General features: G+C 46.6%; 17 protein-coding genes. 7 read left to right on the top strand and 10 right to left on the bottom strand.

What is annotated here, in order from left to right; translation table 11 throughout:
* Positions 1–60: 60 nt before the first annotated feature.
* On the bottom strand, positions 61–540 hold the full coding sequence (locus MHI01_RS20855; RefSeq protein WP_179088680.1) for a Dps family protein: 480 nt from the start codon (positions 538–540) through the stop codon (positions 61–63).
* Positions 541–900: 360 nt separating this feature from the next.
* Here MHI01_RS20855 and MHI01_RS20850 point away from each other — a divergent pair, with 360 nt between their 5' ends.
* Complete coding sequence (locus MHI01_RS20850) at positions 901–1,251, top strand: cupin (RefSeq protein ID WP_127548865.1); 351 nt, start codon at positions 901–903, stop codon at positions 1,249–1,251.
* 71 nt (positions 1,252–1,322) lie between these two features.
* Here the strand turns inward: MHI01_RS20850 and MHI01_RS20845 are convergent, their stop codons facing one another.
* Entirely contained in the window at positions 1,323–2,060 is a 738-nt protein-coding gene (locus MHI01_RS20845; protein ID WP_340984021.1) for an HAD family hydrolase, read from the bottom strand.
* Positions 2,061–2,348: 288 nt separating this feature from the next.
* On the opposite strand from MHI01_RS20845, the gene MHI01_RS20840 reads away from it, so the two are divergent.
* From MHI01_RS20840 to MHI01_RS20830, 3 genes are all read left to right on the top strand, one after another.
* On the top strand, positions 2,349–2,612 hold the full coding sequence (locus MHI01_RS20840; RefSeq protein ID WP_051447285.1) for a hypothetical protein: 264 nt from the start codon (positions 2,349–2,351) through the stop codon (positions 2,610–2,612).
* A 151-nt stretch (positions 2,613–2,763) separates the two neighbouring features.
* Positions 2,764–3,195: an SMI1/KNR4 family protein gene (locus MHI01_RS20835; protein ID WP_036612858.1), complete on the top strand. Its 432-nt coding sequence runs from the start codon at positions 2,764–2,766 to the stop codon at positions 3,193–3,195.
* A gap of 117 nt (positions 3,196–3,312) precedes the next feature.
* Positions 3,313–3,501 (top strand): hypothetical protein, encoded by a 189-nt coding sequence (locus tag MHI01_RS20830; RefSeq protein ID WP_036612861.1) that lies wholly within the window; start codon positions 3,313–3,315, stop codon positions 3,499–3,501.
* Between the two features lie 82 nt (positions 3,502–3,583).
* Here the strand turns inward: MHI01_RS20830 and MHI01_RS20825 are convergent, their stop codons facing one another.
* The 7 genes from MHI01_RS20825 to MHI01_RS20795 all read right to left on the bottom strand — a co-directional run bounded on the left by MHI01_RS20825 (position 3,584) and on the right by MHI01_RS20795 (position 11,299).
* Positions 3,584–5,323: an adenine deaminase gene (locus MHI01_RS20825; protein WP_340984020.1), complete on the bottom strand. Its 1,740-nt coding sequence runs from the start codon at positions 5,321–5,323 to the stop codon at positions 3,584–3,586.
* Between the two features lie 176 nt (positions 5,324–5,499).
* Positions 5,500–6,558 (bottom strand): ABC transporter ATP-binding protein, encoded by a 1,059-nt coding sequence (locus MHI01_RS20820; protein ID WP_339284612.1) that lies wholly within the window; start codon positions 6,556–6,558, stop codon positions 5,500–5,502.
* A gap of 18 nt (positions 6,559–6,576) precedes the next feature.
* On the bottom strand, positions 6,577–7,368 hold the full coding sequence (locus MHI01_RS20815) for an ABC transporter permease (RefSeq protein WP_017691790.1): 792 nt from the start codon (positions 7,366–7,368) through the stop codon (positions 6,577–6,579).
* Positions 7,369–7,372: 4 nt separating this feature from the next.
* Positions 7,373–8,194 carry an ABC transporter permease gene (locus tag MHI01_RS20810; RefSeq protein ID WP_036612869.1) on the bottom strand — a complete coding sequence of 274 codons (822 nt, stop codon included), beginning with the start codon at positions 8,192–8,194 and terminating at the stop codon, positions 7,373–7,375.
* A gap of 202 nt (positions 8,195–8,396) precedes the next feature.
* A complete protein-coding gene (locus MHI01_RS20805) occupies positions 8,397–9,335 on the bottom strand; it encodes a nucleoside hydrolase (protein WP_340984019.1) in 939 nt (312 codons plus the stop codon).
* Positions 9,336–9,434: 99 nt separating this feature from the next.
* Complete coding sequence (locus MHI01_RS20800; RefSeq protein WP_340984885.1) at positions 9,435–10,505, bottom strand: ABC transporter substrate-binding protein; 1,071 nt, start codon at positions 10,503–10,505, stop codon at positions 9,435–9,437.
* Between the two features lie 449 nt (positions 10,506–10,954).
* On the bottom strand, positions 10,955–11,299 hold the full coding sequence (locus MHI01_RS20795) for a Na-translocating system protein MpsC family protein (protein ID WP_017691786.1): 345 nt from the start codon (positions 11,297–11,299) through the stop codon (positions 10,955–10,957).
* Positions 11,300–11,674: 375 nt separating this feature from the next.
* On the opposite strand from MHI01_RS20795, the gene MHI01_RS20790 reads away from it, so the two are divergent.
* From MHI01_RS20790 to MHI01_RS20780, 3 genes are all read left to right on the top strand, one after another.
* Positions 11,675–12,589, top strand: a complete 915-nt coding sequence (locus MHI01_RS20790) for a hypothetical protein (RefSeq protein WP_339190853.1) — start codon at positions 11,675–11,677, stop codon at positions 12,587–12,589.
* A 470-nt stretch (positions 12,590–13,059) separates the two neighbouring features.
* The gene (locus MHI01_RS20785) at positions 13,060–13,791 is read left to right on the top strand and encodes a DUF3105 domain-containing protein (RefSeq protein ID WP_340984018.1); all 732 of its coding nucleotides are present in this window, start codon (positions 13,060–13,062) and stop codon (positions 13,789–13,791) included.
* A gap of 273 nt (positions 13,792–14,064) precedes the next feature.
* Positions 14,065–15,783 (top strand): methyl-accepting chemotaxis protein, encoded by a 1,719-nt coding sequence (locus tag MHI01_RS20780; RefSeq protein ID WP_340984017.1) that lies wholly within the window; start codon positions 14,065–14,067, stop codon positions 15,781–15,783.
* 150 nt (positions 15,784–15,933) lie between these two features.
* Here the strand turns inward: MHI01_RS20780 and MHI01_RS20775 are convergent, their stop codons facing one another.
* Positions 15,934–16,887 (bottom strand): nucleoside hydrolase, encoded by a 954-nt coding sequence (locus MHI01_RS20775; protein WP_017691781.1) that lies wholly within the window; start codon positions 16,885–16,887, stop codon positions 15,934–15,936.
* Positions 16,888–17,153 lie beyond the last annotated feature (266 nt).

Below are 17,153 nucleotides of genomic sequence, written 5' to 3'. Positions count from 1 at the left end.
CGAACGGACACTTTGTTCACGGACTCTACATATCGTTGTCAGGATGTAGGGTGACCTTGCTTATTTGCCCAGAAATGCAGTTAACATCCAGACCTCTTTATCCAGCGCAGCGGTGAATCCAATCAGCATATCTTCCGTTGCGTTATCTTCCGCTTCTCCTGCTTCGTGAATGCCTTGACGAATCACTTCCACCATCGTGTGCAAATCAGCAACCACCGACTCTACCATACGTTCAGCAGACAACCGGCCTTGTGCCTCTTCAATCGGAGAGAGACGCAACTGTTCAGTCATCGTAGCTACCGGACGTCCACCAATAGCAAGCAAACGTTCTGCAACTTCGTCCATATTTGCCGTAGCTAAGTTATACAGTTCTTCGAATTTGGCATGTAGTGTGAAGAAATGAGGCCCTTGGACATACCAGTGGAAGTTATGCAGTTTCGTGTACAATACGGACCAACCTGCGATCTGACGGTTCAGGACCTCTTGAAGTGCGGTGGCATTGTTAGCAAAAGTGTTGTTTCTAGTTTGGATTGTGCTCATGGAATTTATCCCCTCTCGAATATAAAAATAGAATTTGAATTTTATAATGGATTGCTTTGATTCGCTTCTTTTTAATTTAGACTTAATCTAAATCTTGTTTTAATTATAACACCGCATATCCTGTTTGGGAAGGCTCTGAACTACTCTTTCAAATGAAGATTTCATGAAGCACAGCTTCATAGAAACATGGGCACAGGCTAATTAAAAAAGATGATTTTAAGCAAACTCTCCCCAACCTATTGGAGTTATGGTAGACTCATCTGATCGGATTATCCATAAATTAGTGAAATAGGATGATACCCATCATAAAGATAGTTACCATTATAGGAAGTTAACTTAGTCACTATTGCGGAGGTAAAGATGAGGATATTTCAATTTAAACAAGAGTCAGGGAAGAAGATTACCAAATTCGATTCTAATTTCGTAATGTCACGTATAACGCAGACCAACAAAGCAGCTCATATCGGATGTATGCATTTAGCTGAGGGTGGGGTCATAGGTTATCACCAAGCTGTAGTTCCTCAACTCCTTTTAATCGTAAGTGGAGAGGGTTGGGTTAGAGGGGAAGCAAATGAATACATCAAAGTTCGTTGTGGCGAAGCGGTTCTCTGGGATAAACATGAATGGCACGAAACCAAAACAGAAGCTGGACTCATGGCAATTGTAATTGAAAGCGAAGAGTTAGACACCTCATTAATGATGCCTTTATAGAAGGTATAATATAAAAAAGCAGACCTGTACCTAAGACGGTAACAAGACTGCTCCTCTAAACATAAATCTACTTAAGCTTGAACAACCTCAAAAGTCAGAATACGACTGATCTCTTCATAGCTTGAAGCTACAAAATGAGGTTGATGATCAGATTCCGGTAGCGCCTCCCGATGGTTGAACCAGATGACTGTCCAGCCTGCATCCACTGCACCTACCACATCATTACGCCACGAGTCTCCAATATAATAGCTGGAACGGGCATCTGTCCCGGACTGCTTACTCACATATTCGAACAACCTGCGATCCGGCTTCGCATAACCAGTTGTACCGGAGATGAAGATCAGATGCTCGTCCACGAGACTGAGCACATCCAGTGCTTCAAGCTTGCGGCGCTGATGCTCTCCTTCTCCATTGGTGATTAGACCAACGGTATGGCCTTCTGCCTGAAGCCTTCTGATTAACTCATACGCTCCTTCAAAAGGTACAATCTCAAACTGTCTGCTCAGATACTGTGCTTGTAGTTCTTCAGCCTGTCCCGATTGTAGGGGGAGTCCGAACTCTTCCATCGTCAACTCAAACCTCCGACGGCGCATTCGCTCTACTGCATCCGCTTCTGGTACAGCGGACAGATCTTCTTGTGCAGACAGCCAGTCACTATAATAACGAAAACGATGATAGGCCTCAGCATAAGGGAACTCATCGGGCAGGCCGAGAACGTCCTGCAACGCGCCACGAAGTGGCTGCAAGTGATCATATAACGTATCATCTACGTCGAAAAATATGGTTTTAGCATTATTTATTTCACTCATAATGGTTGTCTATCCTCCTGCTTTTGCGTCCAAACACTCTTTTCTTACTACTATAAATGTATTCCTATGCCTCGTCCAAAAGGGATTTGTTGCGTGATCATCTCTACTCCAGAACAGTGCCCATAATAACGCTTAGACCAGAATTGATCGGACGGCTTTATATGTTAAAATAAGGATGATTAAATCTGAGGTGATGACGATGTTCAACCCAAAATTCTTCTTCTATTAGTTGTGCTCAAGGCACTGGCTACTCAAGCCAAAATCTAGCCCGGTACAACGGGGATGAAGATGTTCACACAGGAAGAGATTCAATCATGGGAAAATGAAACAGCTTTTGCACAGAGACACAACAAGAAGTTCATTGATCCAAGAAAAGAAAAGCTGAAAGATCACCGTAAAGGAATCAAGAGCACGCATTACAACAAAGAAAGTAAACCCGATCGTAAACATGATTATCGTCTGTATAGAACCAAAATGAAGCGTCTCATGCACCACGAGCAATACGATCTTCTGCACAACTATAAACGAACGAGCGGTTGGCTAACTTGGTAAACTGGAGTTAGAAGAGTAGTCCTTACATAACATTACTGCGCTACATCAAAATCAGTAGCCTTTTAAGTTAAGAAGGACTTCTTTTTTCAATCAATTACATACCGTTTCATTCGTTACTGACAGTTAGAATATATCGAGGAGGCCTTTATTCATGTGGAAAGAGCATCTTCATAGCATTTCGAAGGAGTATACGTTCAGTCCCCCTGCATCTGGTGATGACATTGCAAAGGTGGAAGACTCCTTACAGGTTACGCTCCCTCGTGAATTAAAAGAAATATTGCTCGAAACCAATGGAGTCAGAGCTATTTACGATTTGGGACTTATCTGGTCAGAAGATCGAATTAAGAATGAAAACAGACATTATCGGGATGACCACTCCCAAGATTACTACATGCCCTTTGATCACCTGCTCTTCTTCGGGGAAAGTGGGATTGGGGATTTATTTGCTTTTCCTGTGACAGGGGATGGAACGTGTAGAGATGACGTGTTTGTGTGGAATCATGAAAATGACAGCCGAAAATGGGTCGCACCTTCAGTGTCCAAATATTTGGAGTGGACTTTAGAAGGCAAAATAAAAATTTAGGTTACACGGACTAACGGACCCTAATCTACGATGAATAATTAGATAATTTTGTATTTCCATTTAATGAATATTATATTAATGAACACATTACAAATGAATAAAAGGTGGAATGAACTTATGAGTATATCAGAAAAGAAATGTCATGATTGCGGAGGAACATCTTTCGTAGAAGCATCGGATTACATCAACCTTCGTCCATTGGATAAGAAAATGACTCTCGGTGTGGAAAAAATGTACACGGTTTGTCTGGATTGCGGCGAAGTTGTTTCCATTAAAGTGAAGAACCCAGAGAAGTTGCTAAAATAATAATTCCAACAAGCACAGACAAAAACACCCTAGCTCACAATTGTGAAATAGGGTGTTTTTTCACGACATATGTGTCTTCAGTCTATACAATCAACGATACAACCTTACCTGCATTCACATCAATCAGGCCATAGTCCGTAATCTTCAGCGCGGGACTTACCGCAAGGGAGTGGGTGCTAATCGACATGATCGGATTGTAATGCACGTAACCAAGAGACAACATCGCTGCTCTCAGTTCCTTCACTTGATGGGATACCACTGCAAGTGGTTCCTCCGTCAAAATGCCACCTACAGGAAGTTCCAGATGGGACAGCACCTTGCCATCTTCCACCACACAGAACCCACCCTGGCTCGAAATTACCGTGTTAGCTGCCAATATCATATCTTCACGATTACGTCCTACAACCAGCAGGTTGTGATTGTCGTGTGAATATGTCGTTGCAATAGCACCACGTTTGATAGTGTCTCCACCGATCAGACCATGTGCACGATTGCCGTTCACACCATAACGTTCAAAGGTCGCGATCTGCGCATATCCGCTTTCTTCCCAGCGTAATTCACCATCCGAGGACTGAACCGGTGCAATATGCTCTTCCACAAAGGTAGAACCATCCTTCACCATCATGACACGGCACTGGTGCTCACCTTCACCAGCGAGATCAATACCTGATCCATTGACTTTCGGGTCTGACAACTGAATTGCAAAATCTGCTACGCCCAGCTTCTCCAACTGTACACTCTTATAGAAATGAGGTGGGAACTGCCCGGTTATGCGTTCCTGCTTATACGGTTCGTAACCGTCATAAACTTTGCGGCCGTTTTTGTACACCTGATCAATAGCGAGCTCCTCCAGGTTAGATAACAACACATAATCGGCTACTTTGCCTGGGGCAACGCTGCCACGATCGGTCATTTTCATCCGGGAAGCAGGGGTTGATGTTGCTGCATAAATCGCGTCTTCCGGACGCATCCCCATCTGAATTGCCTTGCGTACGATATGATCCAGATGACCACGCTCCACCAGTGAATCCGGCATTACATCATCTGTTACGAAGCAGAAATGCTGCGCCACATCATGCTGAATCAGGTACTCCATGACTTCCGGGGTCATTGATTTCTCTTGAATTTCAATAAACATACCTGCCGCAATCCGAGCCTGTAATCCCTCAATGCTCTGATGAGTATGATCGGAATCAATACCTGCGTAGATCAGTCGATGCAGATCAAGTCCAAGCAGTTTCGGTGTATGTCCTTCGATCACAAGATCCGGATAGTTTTTGCGAATATGCTGTAAAATCTGGTTTGTCTTGCATTCAGGATCACGGATGACATCAACATAGTTCATGATCTCGCCCAGACAGATGATCTCGCCAGTCGCGAGCAACACGTCCATATCTTCAATTTCAATCGAACCACCTGTTGTCTCCATCGGGGTTGCCGGAACGGAACTTGGGATCGCATAGAACATATCCACGGTGGTGTCCCGACTCACAGCCATCATCTCCTGCACACCTTCCAGCCCGAACACATTTGCCATCTCATGCGGTTCTGCGACAATCGATGTTACCCCGCAGCCAATCAGACCATGAGAAAAGGTTTCCGGTGTCACCATCGTACTTTCGATATGCAGATGGATATCGATCAAGCCAGGAATCATGTATCTTCCCCGCGCATCAATGACTTCATCTGCCTGAATCAACTCAGGTCCACCGGGTCCAACATAAAGGAATCTGCCGCCCAACACAGCGACGTTGTTCATTTCAAACCGTTTATAATAACTGTTATACACATGTACATTTACAATCAGTTGATCTGCACGCATGGGGCATAATCTCCTTCTTCACAAGCATTTCACCATGATGCGAACCGGACAATGAACCTGCACTTTAATCTGCTGTACTGCACATGACTGCGCACCGCTGCCATCGTCCGGGAATCATCGCATGAAATGCCTTCTTTGTTGCTCTTATTTCTTAATACTGTTCCTTACATTCACGACTACTCCACCAGTACAAGCTTGTCCTGTGGGAAGATCAGGCTAACACGTTGCCCGCTAAGGTATGGTGTTTCCATCTCTTGATTTGCTGTAAAGTCACCCAGTTCCGTCTCGATTACATACTGATAACTGCGTCCCAGATACGTGCTGACCTTGATAATCCCCGGCAAGGCGTTCATCACATTCGCAGAGGTATCTCCACTAACGATCAGATCATCCGGACGAATTGCGCCTTTACGAGCACCGGGACGTGCTGTTCCGGGATGCGCAGTTGCTGTAAATGTGCGTCCACCTGCGCTCAGTGTGATTAATTCACCTGCATCACTGCGCTCCGCGAATTCAATGAAATTATGGAACCCGATGAATCGTGCTACAAACTCCGTTGCCGGATATTTGAAAATGGTTTCCGGGCGGTCGAGCTGCTCAACCACGCCTTTGTTCATAATCGCTACCTGATCCGAGATCGAGAAGCACTCTTCCTGGTCATGAGAGACATACAGCGTTGTGATGCCCAGCTCTTGCTGAATGCGGCGAATCTCCACCCGCATGTTGAGGCGCAGGTTGGCATCCAGGTTACTGAGCGGTTCGTCGAACAAGAGCAGGTCAGGTTCAATGACCAATGCACGAGCAATGGCTACACGCTGACGCTGTCCACCGGACAGTTCTTGTGGAAAACGTTTCTCAAATCCATTCAGGTTAACGACTTCCAGGATTCGCATCACACGGGAAGAGATATCCTTGTCTTTCACCTTGCGCATCCGCAGGCCAAAGGCCACGTTGTCATAGACAGATAGATGCGGGAATAACGCATAACTCTGAAATACAAATCCGAAGTTCCGCTTGTTCGCCGGAACCTTCGTATAATCCTTGCCGCCGAACATAAACTTGCCCTGTGATGCTTCCAGAAATCCGGCGATGAGGCGCAGCGTAGTTGTTTTGCCGCAACCGCTCGGTCCGAGCAGGGAGAGCAGTTTACCTTTTTCCAGCTCCAACTGAAAATCCTTCAGGATTGTCTGCTTATCGTATGCCACGGATACGTGGTCTAATGTCAGCAATGCCATAGCGTTCTGCGCCTCCAATTAACGTTTAGTAAAGTATGAAAATCCGCCCATGATCCGTTCGATCACGAACATTAATAGTCCGGTCAGTACCATCAACAGCACGGAAATCGCTGCAATCGTTGGGTCAAAATAATTCTCCACATACGTCAGCATCTGAATCGGTAATGTGCTTACCCCTGGTCCGGTCATGAACACCGAGATGTCCACGTTGTTGAAGGACTCCAGGAAAGCAATCAGCACGGCAGCGATAATTCCTGAGCGGATGTTGGGAAGCACGATCGTGAAGAACGTTCTTACCCGTCCCGCACCAAGACTCAGCGCAGCTTCTTCCACTGCAAAGTCAAAGCTCGACAGACTCGACGCGATAACCCGAATGATGAATGGAAGCATGATAATCGTATGACCGATCAACAGTCCGAGATACATCGGCAGATGGTAGATTACGATCAGGTATTTCATCAATGTAAAACCAAGCACGATTCCCGGGATCAGTACCGGGGACAGGAACAGTGCGTTCAGCACGGACTTGCCTTTGAAATCGTAACGACTAAGTGCATACGCAGCCGGAACTCCGAGCACCAGTGCCAACAAGTTTCCCAGTAAGGAAATGATGATGGACGTCTGGAATGTGCGGAGGAAACCGCCTGTGTTGAAAATATTCTCATACCAGCGGAAGGAGAACCCTTCCGGCGGAAATTTGAGTACCGTTCCCGGTTCAAACGAAGTGACCGATATGATCAGAAGCGGGCCCAGCAGAAAGATAAAGACCAGCAGACTGAACAGGCCCAGCCCGATATGTTTCTCCCGCATATGTCTACCCCTTCGGATTTAAAGTTTTGGCCATTTTGTTCATGACACCAACCACGACAAATGTAATCACAATCATAATCGCGGCAACAACCGAGGCCAGATACCAGTCGTTGAGGGTCATGGCGTTTTGATACAGGAACGTAGCAATTACACGCTGTTTTCCTCCAAGGAGGGCAGGTGTGGTATACGCCGTCAGGCTTCCGACAAAGACAAGCACAGCTCCGATCACAAGTCCTGGCACAGCCAGTGGGAACACGACCCGGCGGAATGCCGTAATGCGCGATGCACCCAGACTTTGTGCTGCTTTGAGCAGGTCACCGTCAATGTTCTCCAGCACGCCCACCAGAGAGATAATCATCAGTGGCAGGAACAGGTGTGTCAGACCGATCATCATCGCTGCCGGCGTGTACAGAATGTCCAGCGGCTTGTCCACGATACCCAGACCAACAAGGGTGTTATTGATCAGCCCTTTGCGTCCAAGGATAATCATCCAGCTAAACGAGCGCACGACCGGGCTCGTCAGCAGTGGGAAGATCGCCAGTGCCAGCAAAATGCCTTTGCGACGCGGCGCTTTCTGCGAAATATAATAAGCTGTCGGGAATCCGAGCACCACACAGACGATGGTGGTGACCACGCTGACTTGCAGCGTCGTAAGCAATATTTTCAAAAAGTATGGGTCTCTGAAAAAATGCATGTATCCTTCAAACGTGAAGGAGTTTTCTTGGAAAAACGTCGACCCGATCGTCAGGACAATCGGAATGATCATAAATGCCGCCAAAAACACGAATCCCGGCAGCAATAGCCAGTAGATTACTGATTTCTTCATCGCGATACTCCTGACTTGTAATTTAATTCGAGATTGATACTTGAGTACTCCGACTGCAGTACCGTCCTTCGATCCCTGTTATCCCCCGATTTTTTGATTCATTCTCATAGGTGAAATTCGGGGAATAAAGGGGAACGCTTCGCTTCTCCAGATCGGTTCTGCACTCTCCGCAATCGTATAAATATCTTATTGGGCAGAGCAACTACGCATTTAATGCGTTGATAAACAGTTCAAGGAATGCTTCCGCATCTACAGTTTCGCAGACGAGGGTGTTGGGCTGCTCGCCTAAACGGTTTTGGAAGTCACATACCATCTGGCCATCGCACAGGCGGCTGGCGGTTTCGACATCGACGTAATACGATTTGCGTCCTACCAGTTCCGGGGCAAGGACTACGCCTACGGCTAGTGGATCATGTAAAGCGCAAGCGCGGACGCCGTTCATTTGTTCGTAACGGTTGATGTAAATCTCCGTGCTTTGAGCAACGTACGCGCGAAGTGCAGGATCAGTGAGACGCTCAATCGTTGCTTCATTCAGCAATGTTTGACGCGTCACATCCAATCCGACTTGGGTAAGCTTCTCGATGCCTGCGTGCAGTACGATGCGTGCGGCCTCTGGATCAGCGTATGTGTTGTACTCGGCGGTTGGTGTAATGTTGCCATGTCCACGAACTACGCCACCCATGAAGATGACTTCCTTCAATAAAGAAGGCAATTCAGGACACTTCATCAGCGCGAGTGCCAAGTTCGTTAAGGGTGCGGTCATGATTAATGTCAGTTCGCCCGGATATTGCTTGGCTTGTTCCACGATAAAGTCTGGCGCAAAACCTTCCTCGGCTTTCTTAGACACGGCCGGATCAGGCAGCGCACCCCCCAATCCGTCCTGTCCATGTACCCGGTGTTCATAATGCGACTTGCGAGTGAGTGGCCCAGCTGCTCCGGCAATGACCGGAATTTCAGGTGCACCCGCGAGTTCAAGAATTTTGCATGTATTCTCTGTTGCCTGCTGGAGTGATACGTTCCCACAGACCGTGGTGATGCCGAGGATGTTCAGCTTCCGGCTTTTAACTGCCAGCAAAATCGCCAGTGCATCGTCAATCCCCGTGTCCACGTCCAGAATGATGCGATTTTGCGCTTCACTCATCCGTTCTCAACTCCTATGCGGTGATATGGTTGCTTGCTGCAAATGATATAAGTTAAACATGTTGACCAAAGATAACTTTTAAGTCAGTCGGTTACTTGTTTATTGTGCAATCTCGCGGTTCCAGCGATCTGTCCAGCCTTTAACCTGTTGATTCACGAATTCCATATCCAGCTTGTTCAGCTTCTCAACAACTTCAGCGCCGTATGTTACGCCTTCTGCTTCTTCAGCAGTCAGTTCAACCTTTGTATTAACCGGGGAATCGACTTTAGCTTTGGCAGATTTTGCTTGTACATCCTGGCTAAGCTGCCAGTTGATGAACTCTTCAGCCAGCTCTTTGTTTTTGCTGCCCTTCACGACATTGATTGTGTTCATCACGGCATATGCACCTTCGCTAGGTGTAACAAACTTCGCATTAGGCACGGCTGCTTTCAGATCTTTGAAATACATTTCCATGATCGGTCCGCCAGCAATCTCTTCTTGGGAGAACATGTTCACGAATTCGGATGTTTGACTGTAGAATTTCACCACATTGCCGCTCATTTTTTTCAGTTCAGCAAATGCCGCATCTTCATTAAACGTATCGTTTCCAGCTACACGGGAAGCTGCATCCACAACCATCGGGCCTGCTGTTGCCGTAATATTCGGAATGGTCAGGTTACCTTCGAACGCCGGGTCCCACAGGTCACTCCATGAAGTCACTTCTTTGGATACGAGATCCGGGTTATAAGCGATACCGAGCTGTCCAACCGTGTAGGCCGGGCCATAATCCTCACCAAGTGGTGCTTTGGCAATATCATAAATGTCATTTACATTTGGAATTTTGGAGCGGTCAATTTTCTCAAACAGACCTTCATCGATACCTTGTTGTGCATAATAATCAGACAGGTAGATGACATCGACATTTGATGTACCTTGACGGATTTTGTTCAGACGTTCAGCATTATTGCCGACTTCGAGCACGATGTCTACATTATGTTCTTTTTCGAATGGACCAAATACTTCTTCATTGAAGAAATCTTCAGAGAAGCCCCAAGTGGAGATAACCAATTTGTTCGCTGCGGTTCCCCCACTGCCTGATCCGCCTGTTGCATCATCCGTGCTGCTGCCACAACCTGCAAGTAATAATGATGTCATTGCCACTGCTGCCAAACCGCTAATCCACTTTTTCATCATGATCCTGATTCCCCCTGATATATGTGTTTTAACAACCCAACCATTAAGTTGAACTAAATTGATAACACATCTTACGTAGAAAACAGAAAGAACCTGGAGAAACGAAGTGTTCGCCTTTATCACAAGATTTCTCCCTTATTTAAAGGAAATAAAAGAAATCTGGGGATAACAGCGATCGAAGGGTCTTCCTGATTTTCGAAGAATATGATGTGTTATACAGGGTTAGTTCGACTTAAAAAACAAAAAGAAAAGTGCTCTTGTATAAACAAGAACACTTTTCTTCGTAAACAAAGGAAAGCGACACCCGCTGCCGGTACATCATCGGTTTCTGCTTCAGAATCAATCCGAAGACAGACGCCATCATATGAAATTGTACGGAACCTGATCATGAATCCGGGCCATAACCTTTGTATACATCAACAAGAATTAATCCTGCCGATCCATCCTTAGGCCTGTTCCAGAATCACATTTGTGATTGCCCACTGAGTGGACGCATCATAATCCCGCAATATAGCTTCAATTGGCAAACCCATGTGTTGCTCGAGCTTCTCCCGGAATTTCTTCTTATATAAGACAGACATGCGGAAGTCCACTTCCAGCTTTAAGCCGGGGGCCTCCCCTTCCAGGGCGTCAGAGCGCGGTGAACGTCGGTGCTTCGCGTAGAAGGTCACAATATTCTGGTCAATGGTCACTCTCAGGAGAGTGGTGCCAAATCCGAACAGTTCCTTCGAGATTTCGTTATAATACTGGCACATCTTCTTCTTGCTCTCATTGCTGTCCAGTAGTTCCATGAACTCACCCACATCTCTTACTACCGTACATTCGACGTGTTAACACGATTGATTATACATAAATATACGATCATAGGCAACCCAAAAGATATAGTTAACATGAGAATAACACATAAAAGCGAACGATGAGACATTAACAACCAAAAACAATTCGTCTTAAACCACAGTGTATTTACATTAATATGCCTGCATGTCATTCCTATACTATTGTTGCTTCTATACTCCGTTTTCATACACAGGATTCGAGGCCTTTGTTTCAACTCTTCCTAAATGGGTACTAATTCCTGCGAAACATAGACAAACTTCGTCATTAACCGTTAAAATGAGACACAATGTTGACATGTTTTTATTTTCTAGAAATTGGAGGCTTATACCATGAAATGTCCAGTATGTAATCACGAAAATGGAGATGCCCATTTTTGCGAGAGGTGCGGCTCTAATCTAACCCAAACAACCTCATCACCAACTCCTGTACCGAACTCGGAATCTGCTGCTTCCGAACCCGAATATACCCGTTGGTCCAGCACGCAGGCTACCTCTTCCCAGGCATCCGTTCCATCCAACACACCATCCGTCTCCATTCACAAGGAACAGCCGAGAGAATCAACAGGTACCAATGACCATGCTTCTGCAGGAGACAATAGCTCCAATCAGTGGAATAATATTGTGCAGAATGAGAAAGTTCAGCAAGCCAAAGAAGTAAGCAAACAGTATCTATCCTATTTCCTCAGTGTATTGGCCCGTCCTTATCAGACGATGAAAACCGTTGGTGACCAGCATTCCCTAAACGGATGGCTAACGATGGCGCTAATTGCAGTTCTATCTTCTACATACTTCTTAATTACCTTTAGTCGCATAGGCATGGACGGCTTGTTCATTGGTGGATTTTTAAGACCGCTGTTGTTCACCGTCATTATCCTGATTGCCTCTATTGCACTGATGTACGCTATTCTGAAGATTGAAAAAATAACCTTCCGTCCCAAAACACTGGTTGCCCAGTTCGGTACATTGCTTGTTCCTGCTGTCGTATCCCTTGTTCTGGCGAATCTGTTTATTATCATCTCGTATTCCATCGCGATTTCATTGCTTGCTGTCTCGTATATCATTATCTTTGTTGCGCTGAACTCGGTGCTGTTCCAATATCCACTGAATCGTACCCAAGCAGCCATCGATAGCATGTACAGCGTGCTGATCGCCAATGTGGTCGTGTTCTTTATTCTGTATCGATTGTTGGGTGAGATTATCATTGGGCTGATCCGCTTGATGCTTTCGCCGTTTGGACGTCTGTAAACTATATCAGTTGGAATAAAGCTGTTTACACTCGTTACTTCGATGACAGAACAACCTTCCGATCGCTGTTATCTCCAGATTTTTTTATTCACTTTTACAAAGGTGAAAATCTGGAGATAAAGGCGAACGCTTCCGCTTCTTCAGGTTCTTTCTGTCCTCTACGTTTCGTGTAAATGGTTATTTCAATAAATATAAATCTTACTGACTCTTTGGATTTATATTAAGGCCTTCCTTGCTCATGCCGGGAAGGCCTTTTTTAGGTTTTCTATGGCAGCGTTGCGCCGAGCATGTATCATACACTATAATGTGTAGTGCAACAGGTATGTTCTTATTTACGTAACAAACACAGAACTAGCAACTCCCGTTACGTAATGAGTGGATTCACCACTGCCACCAACACTACATTGTGTAGTGTATTAATCACTCATTTTACAAAGAAAGCAGAGGAACTCTCTATGGACATGACTCATATGAATCATATGCAAATGGAGCACGAGGCAGGTACCTCCTACCTGTGGCTCATCGTAGGTGTAATTGTATTGCTGTTCTCCATCGCCACCTATATCTGGGCATCACGCACACAGGGAAAAATCCTGGCCCACATGAAAAAGAAAGAGCGGGCGGACATCCAGAAAAAAAGTCGCTCCCTTCGGCTGGCTGCACATGTAATGATGGCTGTGTCGATTATTACGTTTGGCCTGTTCTTCATGCAAGGGGCAGGTAAAACATATAATGTAGCTGATCTGGAGTCCAACGCGACAATCGACGTGACGGACGATAAATATTACGGGGCAGACCATACGGAGGACCCCATTCAGTATGAGATGACAATTCCAACATCGGGACCGCATAATCCGCATGATATCAAGTTTGGATTTTACACCGACTTCCCAGGCTATAATTATCTGGTACACAATCTGGAGCACGGGGACATCATCATCTATTATCGTGAGAACGCCAGCGAGGATTTGAAGGAACATCTGAAATACCTAGCCAAATTCCGCGAAGCCGGAGCAGGTATTCTGGCTGTACCCAACAAGGATATTCCCGAAGGCAGTGAAGTCGTGGTGACCGCATGGACCAAAACGATGAAGCTCGACCAATTCGACGATGCCAAAGTAGGTACTTTTATCATTAAATATATTAATCAGGGACCTGAAAAGATTCCTGCCTCTGTTCGCCAGGGCGGCGGAACGATGTAATGACGTAATCACCCAGTCATGTGAAGCCCCTCTATGTAGTGACAATGAGGTGTGTTCCAATGATGAGCATGGTCAATATAGGATTGAAACAAAACCAGCTCCCGGATCAAATTGACTCGGGAGCTAATTCTTTATGGACCGGATGCCGATATTTCAAGTAGAAAACTGTATATTTGATATACAATACATACGAACCAAAGAAGAACGACAAACACCAAGTAAAGAGACAAAGAGACGATTGATTTAACAGATCAAGGGGGAACACTTTTACCAATGAACAGTTTGTTTATGAGGATCTTTTTATTTTTTTCCTGTCTGATGCTGGCCGCGGGTGCGGTTCTTGGCATTACCATGTACCGTTCATCGGCTCAACTGGTCGAACAATCCATGGGGATGCAGGCACAGGCTGTGGGTGAACGGGCAGTTGCATTAATTGACACCTCTCTGTATGCACCACTCAGTACCGGACAGGACGAGACAGCGTATTACGGCATATTGCGTGAGCAGCTCAGTCAGCTGCGCGAGGCCAATGGACTCAAGTATCTGTACACCCTTGGTACACGCGAAGAAAATGGAACAAATACATATTTCTACGTTGTGGATGGGGCTGCTGCCGATGTGGCAGAGGATGACTTCTCCCCTTACGGTTCCGCAGAAGAGACCCATTATGAAGGAATGCTGCAAGCTTTTGAACAGAATGAGCCTATTCGGGGCGAACTCACACAGGATGAATATGGCGCTACCATTACAGCATATGTGCCGATCCATGGGGCTGACGGGAAAGTACTAGGATTGGTCGGTGCGGATCTGGATTCCACTGCGGTCTATGAACTGATGTCCCGCAACCGTATGACCATGATCTGGACAGCCTTGGCTATTGTTTTGTTGAGTGTCTTGCTGGTATATGGATTCGCCCATTACTTGACCCGACCATTGGTGAAGTTGAAGAAGTTAATCACCCAGGTAGGAAAAGGCGACCTGACCGTCAACGTTGAACTTAGTCGCAAGGACGAGGTAGGACAACTCGCTTCCGAGTTCAAACATCTGGTTACAGGTACTCGTGATGTCATGACTGGCATCCGTCAAAGCTCCGATTCTCTGCTACAGGCTGCAGAAGGTGTATCCAAACATTCACAGGCAACTGCCGAAGCTAGTCAGCGTATTGCCGAGCATACGAATCATACGGCCAGTGGAGCTGCCGAACAGGTGGCTCGTGCGGGTGAAGTTACGGTAGCCATGGAAGAGATCACACGCAGCATGCAGCACATTGCGAATTCTTCTTCTATAGTCGCGGATGTATCACAGGAAACGACCAATAACGCGGTGCAAGGTCAAGCCAACATCAACACGGCGATGGACAGTATGGACAAAATTCATCAGGCGAATGTGCAGATGGTAGCCTCCACCTCCCAGCTGGAGCAGTACTCAGGTAAAATTGAGTCGGTGGCACATCTGATGAAAGGTATCGCTTCACAGACCAATCTGCTCGCACTTAATGCAAGTATTGAAGCCGCTCGTGCAGGAGAGTATGGCAGCGGGTTTGCAGTGGTTGCCTCAGAGGTTCGCAAGCTTGCGGGGGAATCAGAGCAATCGTCCCAGCATGTAACCGAACTGATCGCCGAGATGACACGCCAGACTGCCCTGTTGTCAGAACATATGTCTGCCAGCACATCAGCAGTCCAATCCGGTCTCGTTGTTGTTCAGGAGGCAGGCCGTTCATTCACATCCATTCATACCGGGATTGAGACGATGAATGAACGTCTGCACGAAGTATCCGCAGCATCTGAGCAGCTGTCTGCCAGTGCAGAAGAAGTGTCCGCTTCCGTGGAGGACATGGAGCATATCTCGCGTGAATCCTCTTCAAGTATCCAGAAGGTATCGCACGCTACCGGTAGCCAACTGCAATCCATGGATGAGATGAGTGCATCCGCCGAATCGCTGCGGGTATTGTCCAGTGAGCTGAACGGATTGATTGGTCGATTTAAAATATAGCGGGCAGCTAGATTACTATATAAATCAGCACAAAACAAAAAGCCGCACGGCAGGGAAGGGATCATGGGGTTCAACCCCATATCCAGACCACTGCCTGCGGCTTTATTTTTGTTGTACCTTTAATGTTGGCAAGCCTTACAGTTGCCTGAATTAGTAGCGCTGCGGAGCAGCTTTTTTACCCAAATCCGTCATGTACGTAAAGAACGCTTCCGGATCGGTATCATACACTAGTTGTACTGGACGTCCGTCTGCTTGCTCCACCGTGCGGCCTTGGCTAGGACCATCCGGGATGACAATACAGTTTACGGTTTTTTTCTTCACGATGTCCTCGCGTCCAACGGAAGCCGTTGTCAGCACATCCCACAGATAGTATGTGGAATTCGTCTCACTGTACACCAGTGGCGGACAACCTGCGTAACAGTTACCCAAGAAGTCAACGCCTTCGAAGCGACGCTCTGCTGCCCAGCGGTTACGAACGGCTGGAGTCAGAGGTACTTTGTTCGTGCTTTCCAGTGCAACCAGATCGATCTGGATACCGCTCTGCCACACGCGGTAAGCGGCTTCCGGGTCCCAGAATACGTTCCACTCTGCTGTGCCATCATGCTCAGGTTCTTCTACGTTACCACGCTCAAATGTACCGCCCATCCATACCAGCTTGTCGATTTTCTCTTCAATGTCTGGTGCTTCGTCCAGTGCACGCGCAAGGTCTGTCAGTGGGCCTGTGAACAGGAGCAACGTTTTGCCTTCGGTATTGCGCACTTTCTCGATCAGATGCTGGTGTGCCGGAACAGCAGAGAGTGGAGCTTCCATTTTGCCGGACTCGTTCAGTACAGGAAGTGCATCTACATAGAAGGAATGCAGTCTCCACGCCGCAGGAAATGGATTTTTCCCTCTGGAGTTGGATTTGGATACCTCTACGGAATATGTACCGAAACGATCGATAATTTTACGGCTGGCATCTGTTGCTGGCTCCAGATATCCGTCTGCCGGAATAACCGATACGCCGGTTACATGTACATTGTCCATTTGCAGAAGCATGAACAGCGATACGAGGTCATCCACGCCGCCGTCATGGTTAAAATACACATTAAGTTGGTTCGTCATGCTTGCTTTCATCCTTCCCCTGGTTGTCCCATTGATGTTGATCATCCGTCTGCCCAAGGCCGACGCTCTCTCTATTATGTCCCATAAACCTTGGTTACGTAAACCTTCCCCATGCAAAGAAAACAAGGATCACGCCTCATCCTGCGGATATTTTACAGTTCCACCATTCCATCTCAGGAGGACAACTGGTATAGGTCATCAGCGTTCGGAAAACAAAGAAATGGACAGCAGGCTTGAAGCCCCGCCGTCCATCTCACCCATTCCAT

Origin of the sequence: Paenibacillus sp. FSL M7-0656, assembly GCF_038003225.1 — a bacterium.
In the GTDB taxonomy this organism is placed as follows: Bacteria; Bacillota; Bacilli; order Paenibacillales; family Paenibacillaceae; genus Paenibacillus; species Paenibacillus amylolyticus.
The sequence above is the reverse complement of the archived record's forward strand: the minus strand, read 5'-3'. Positions and strand labels throughout refer to the sequence as shown.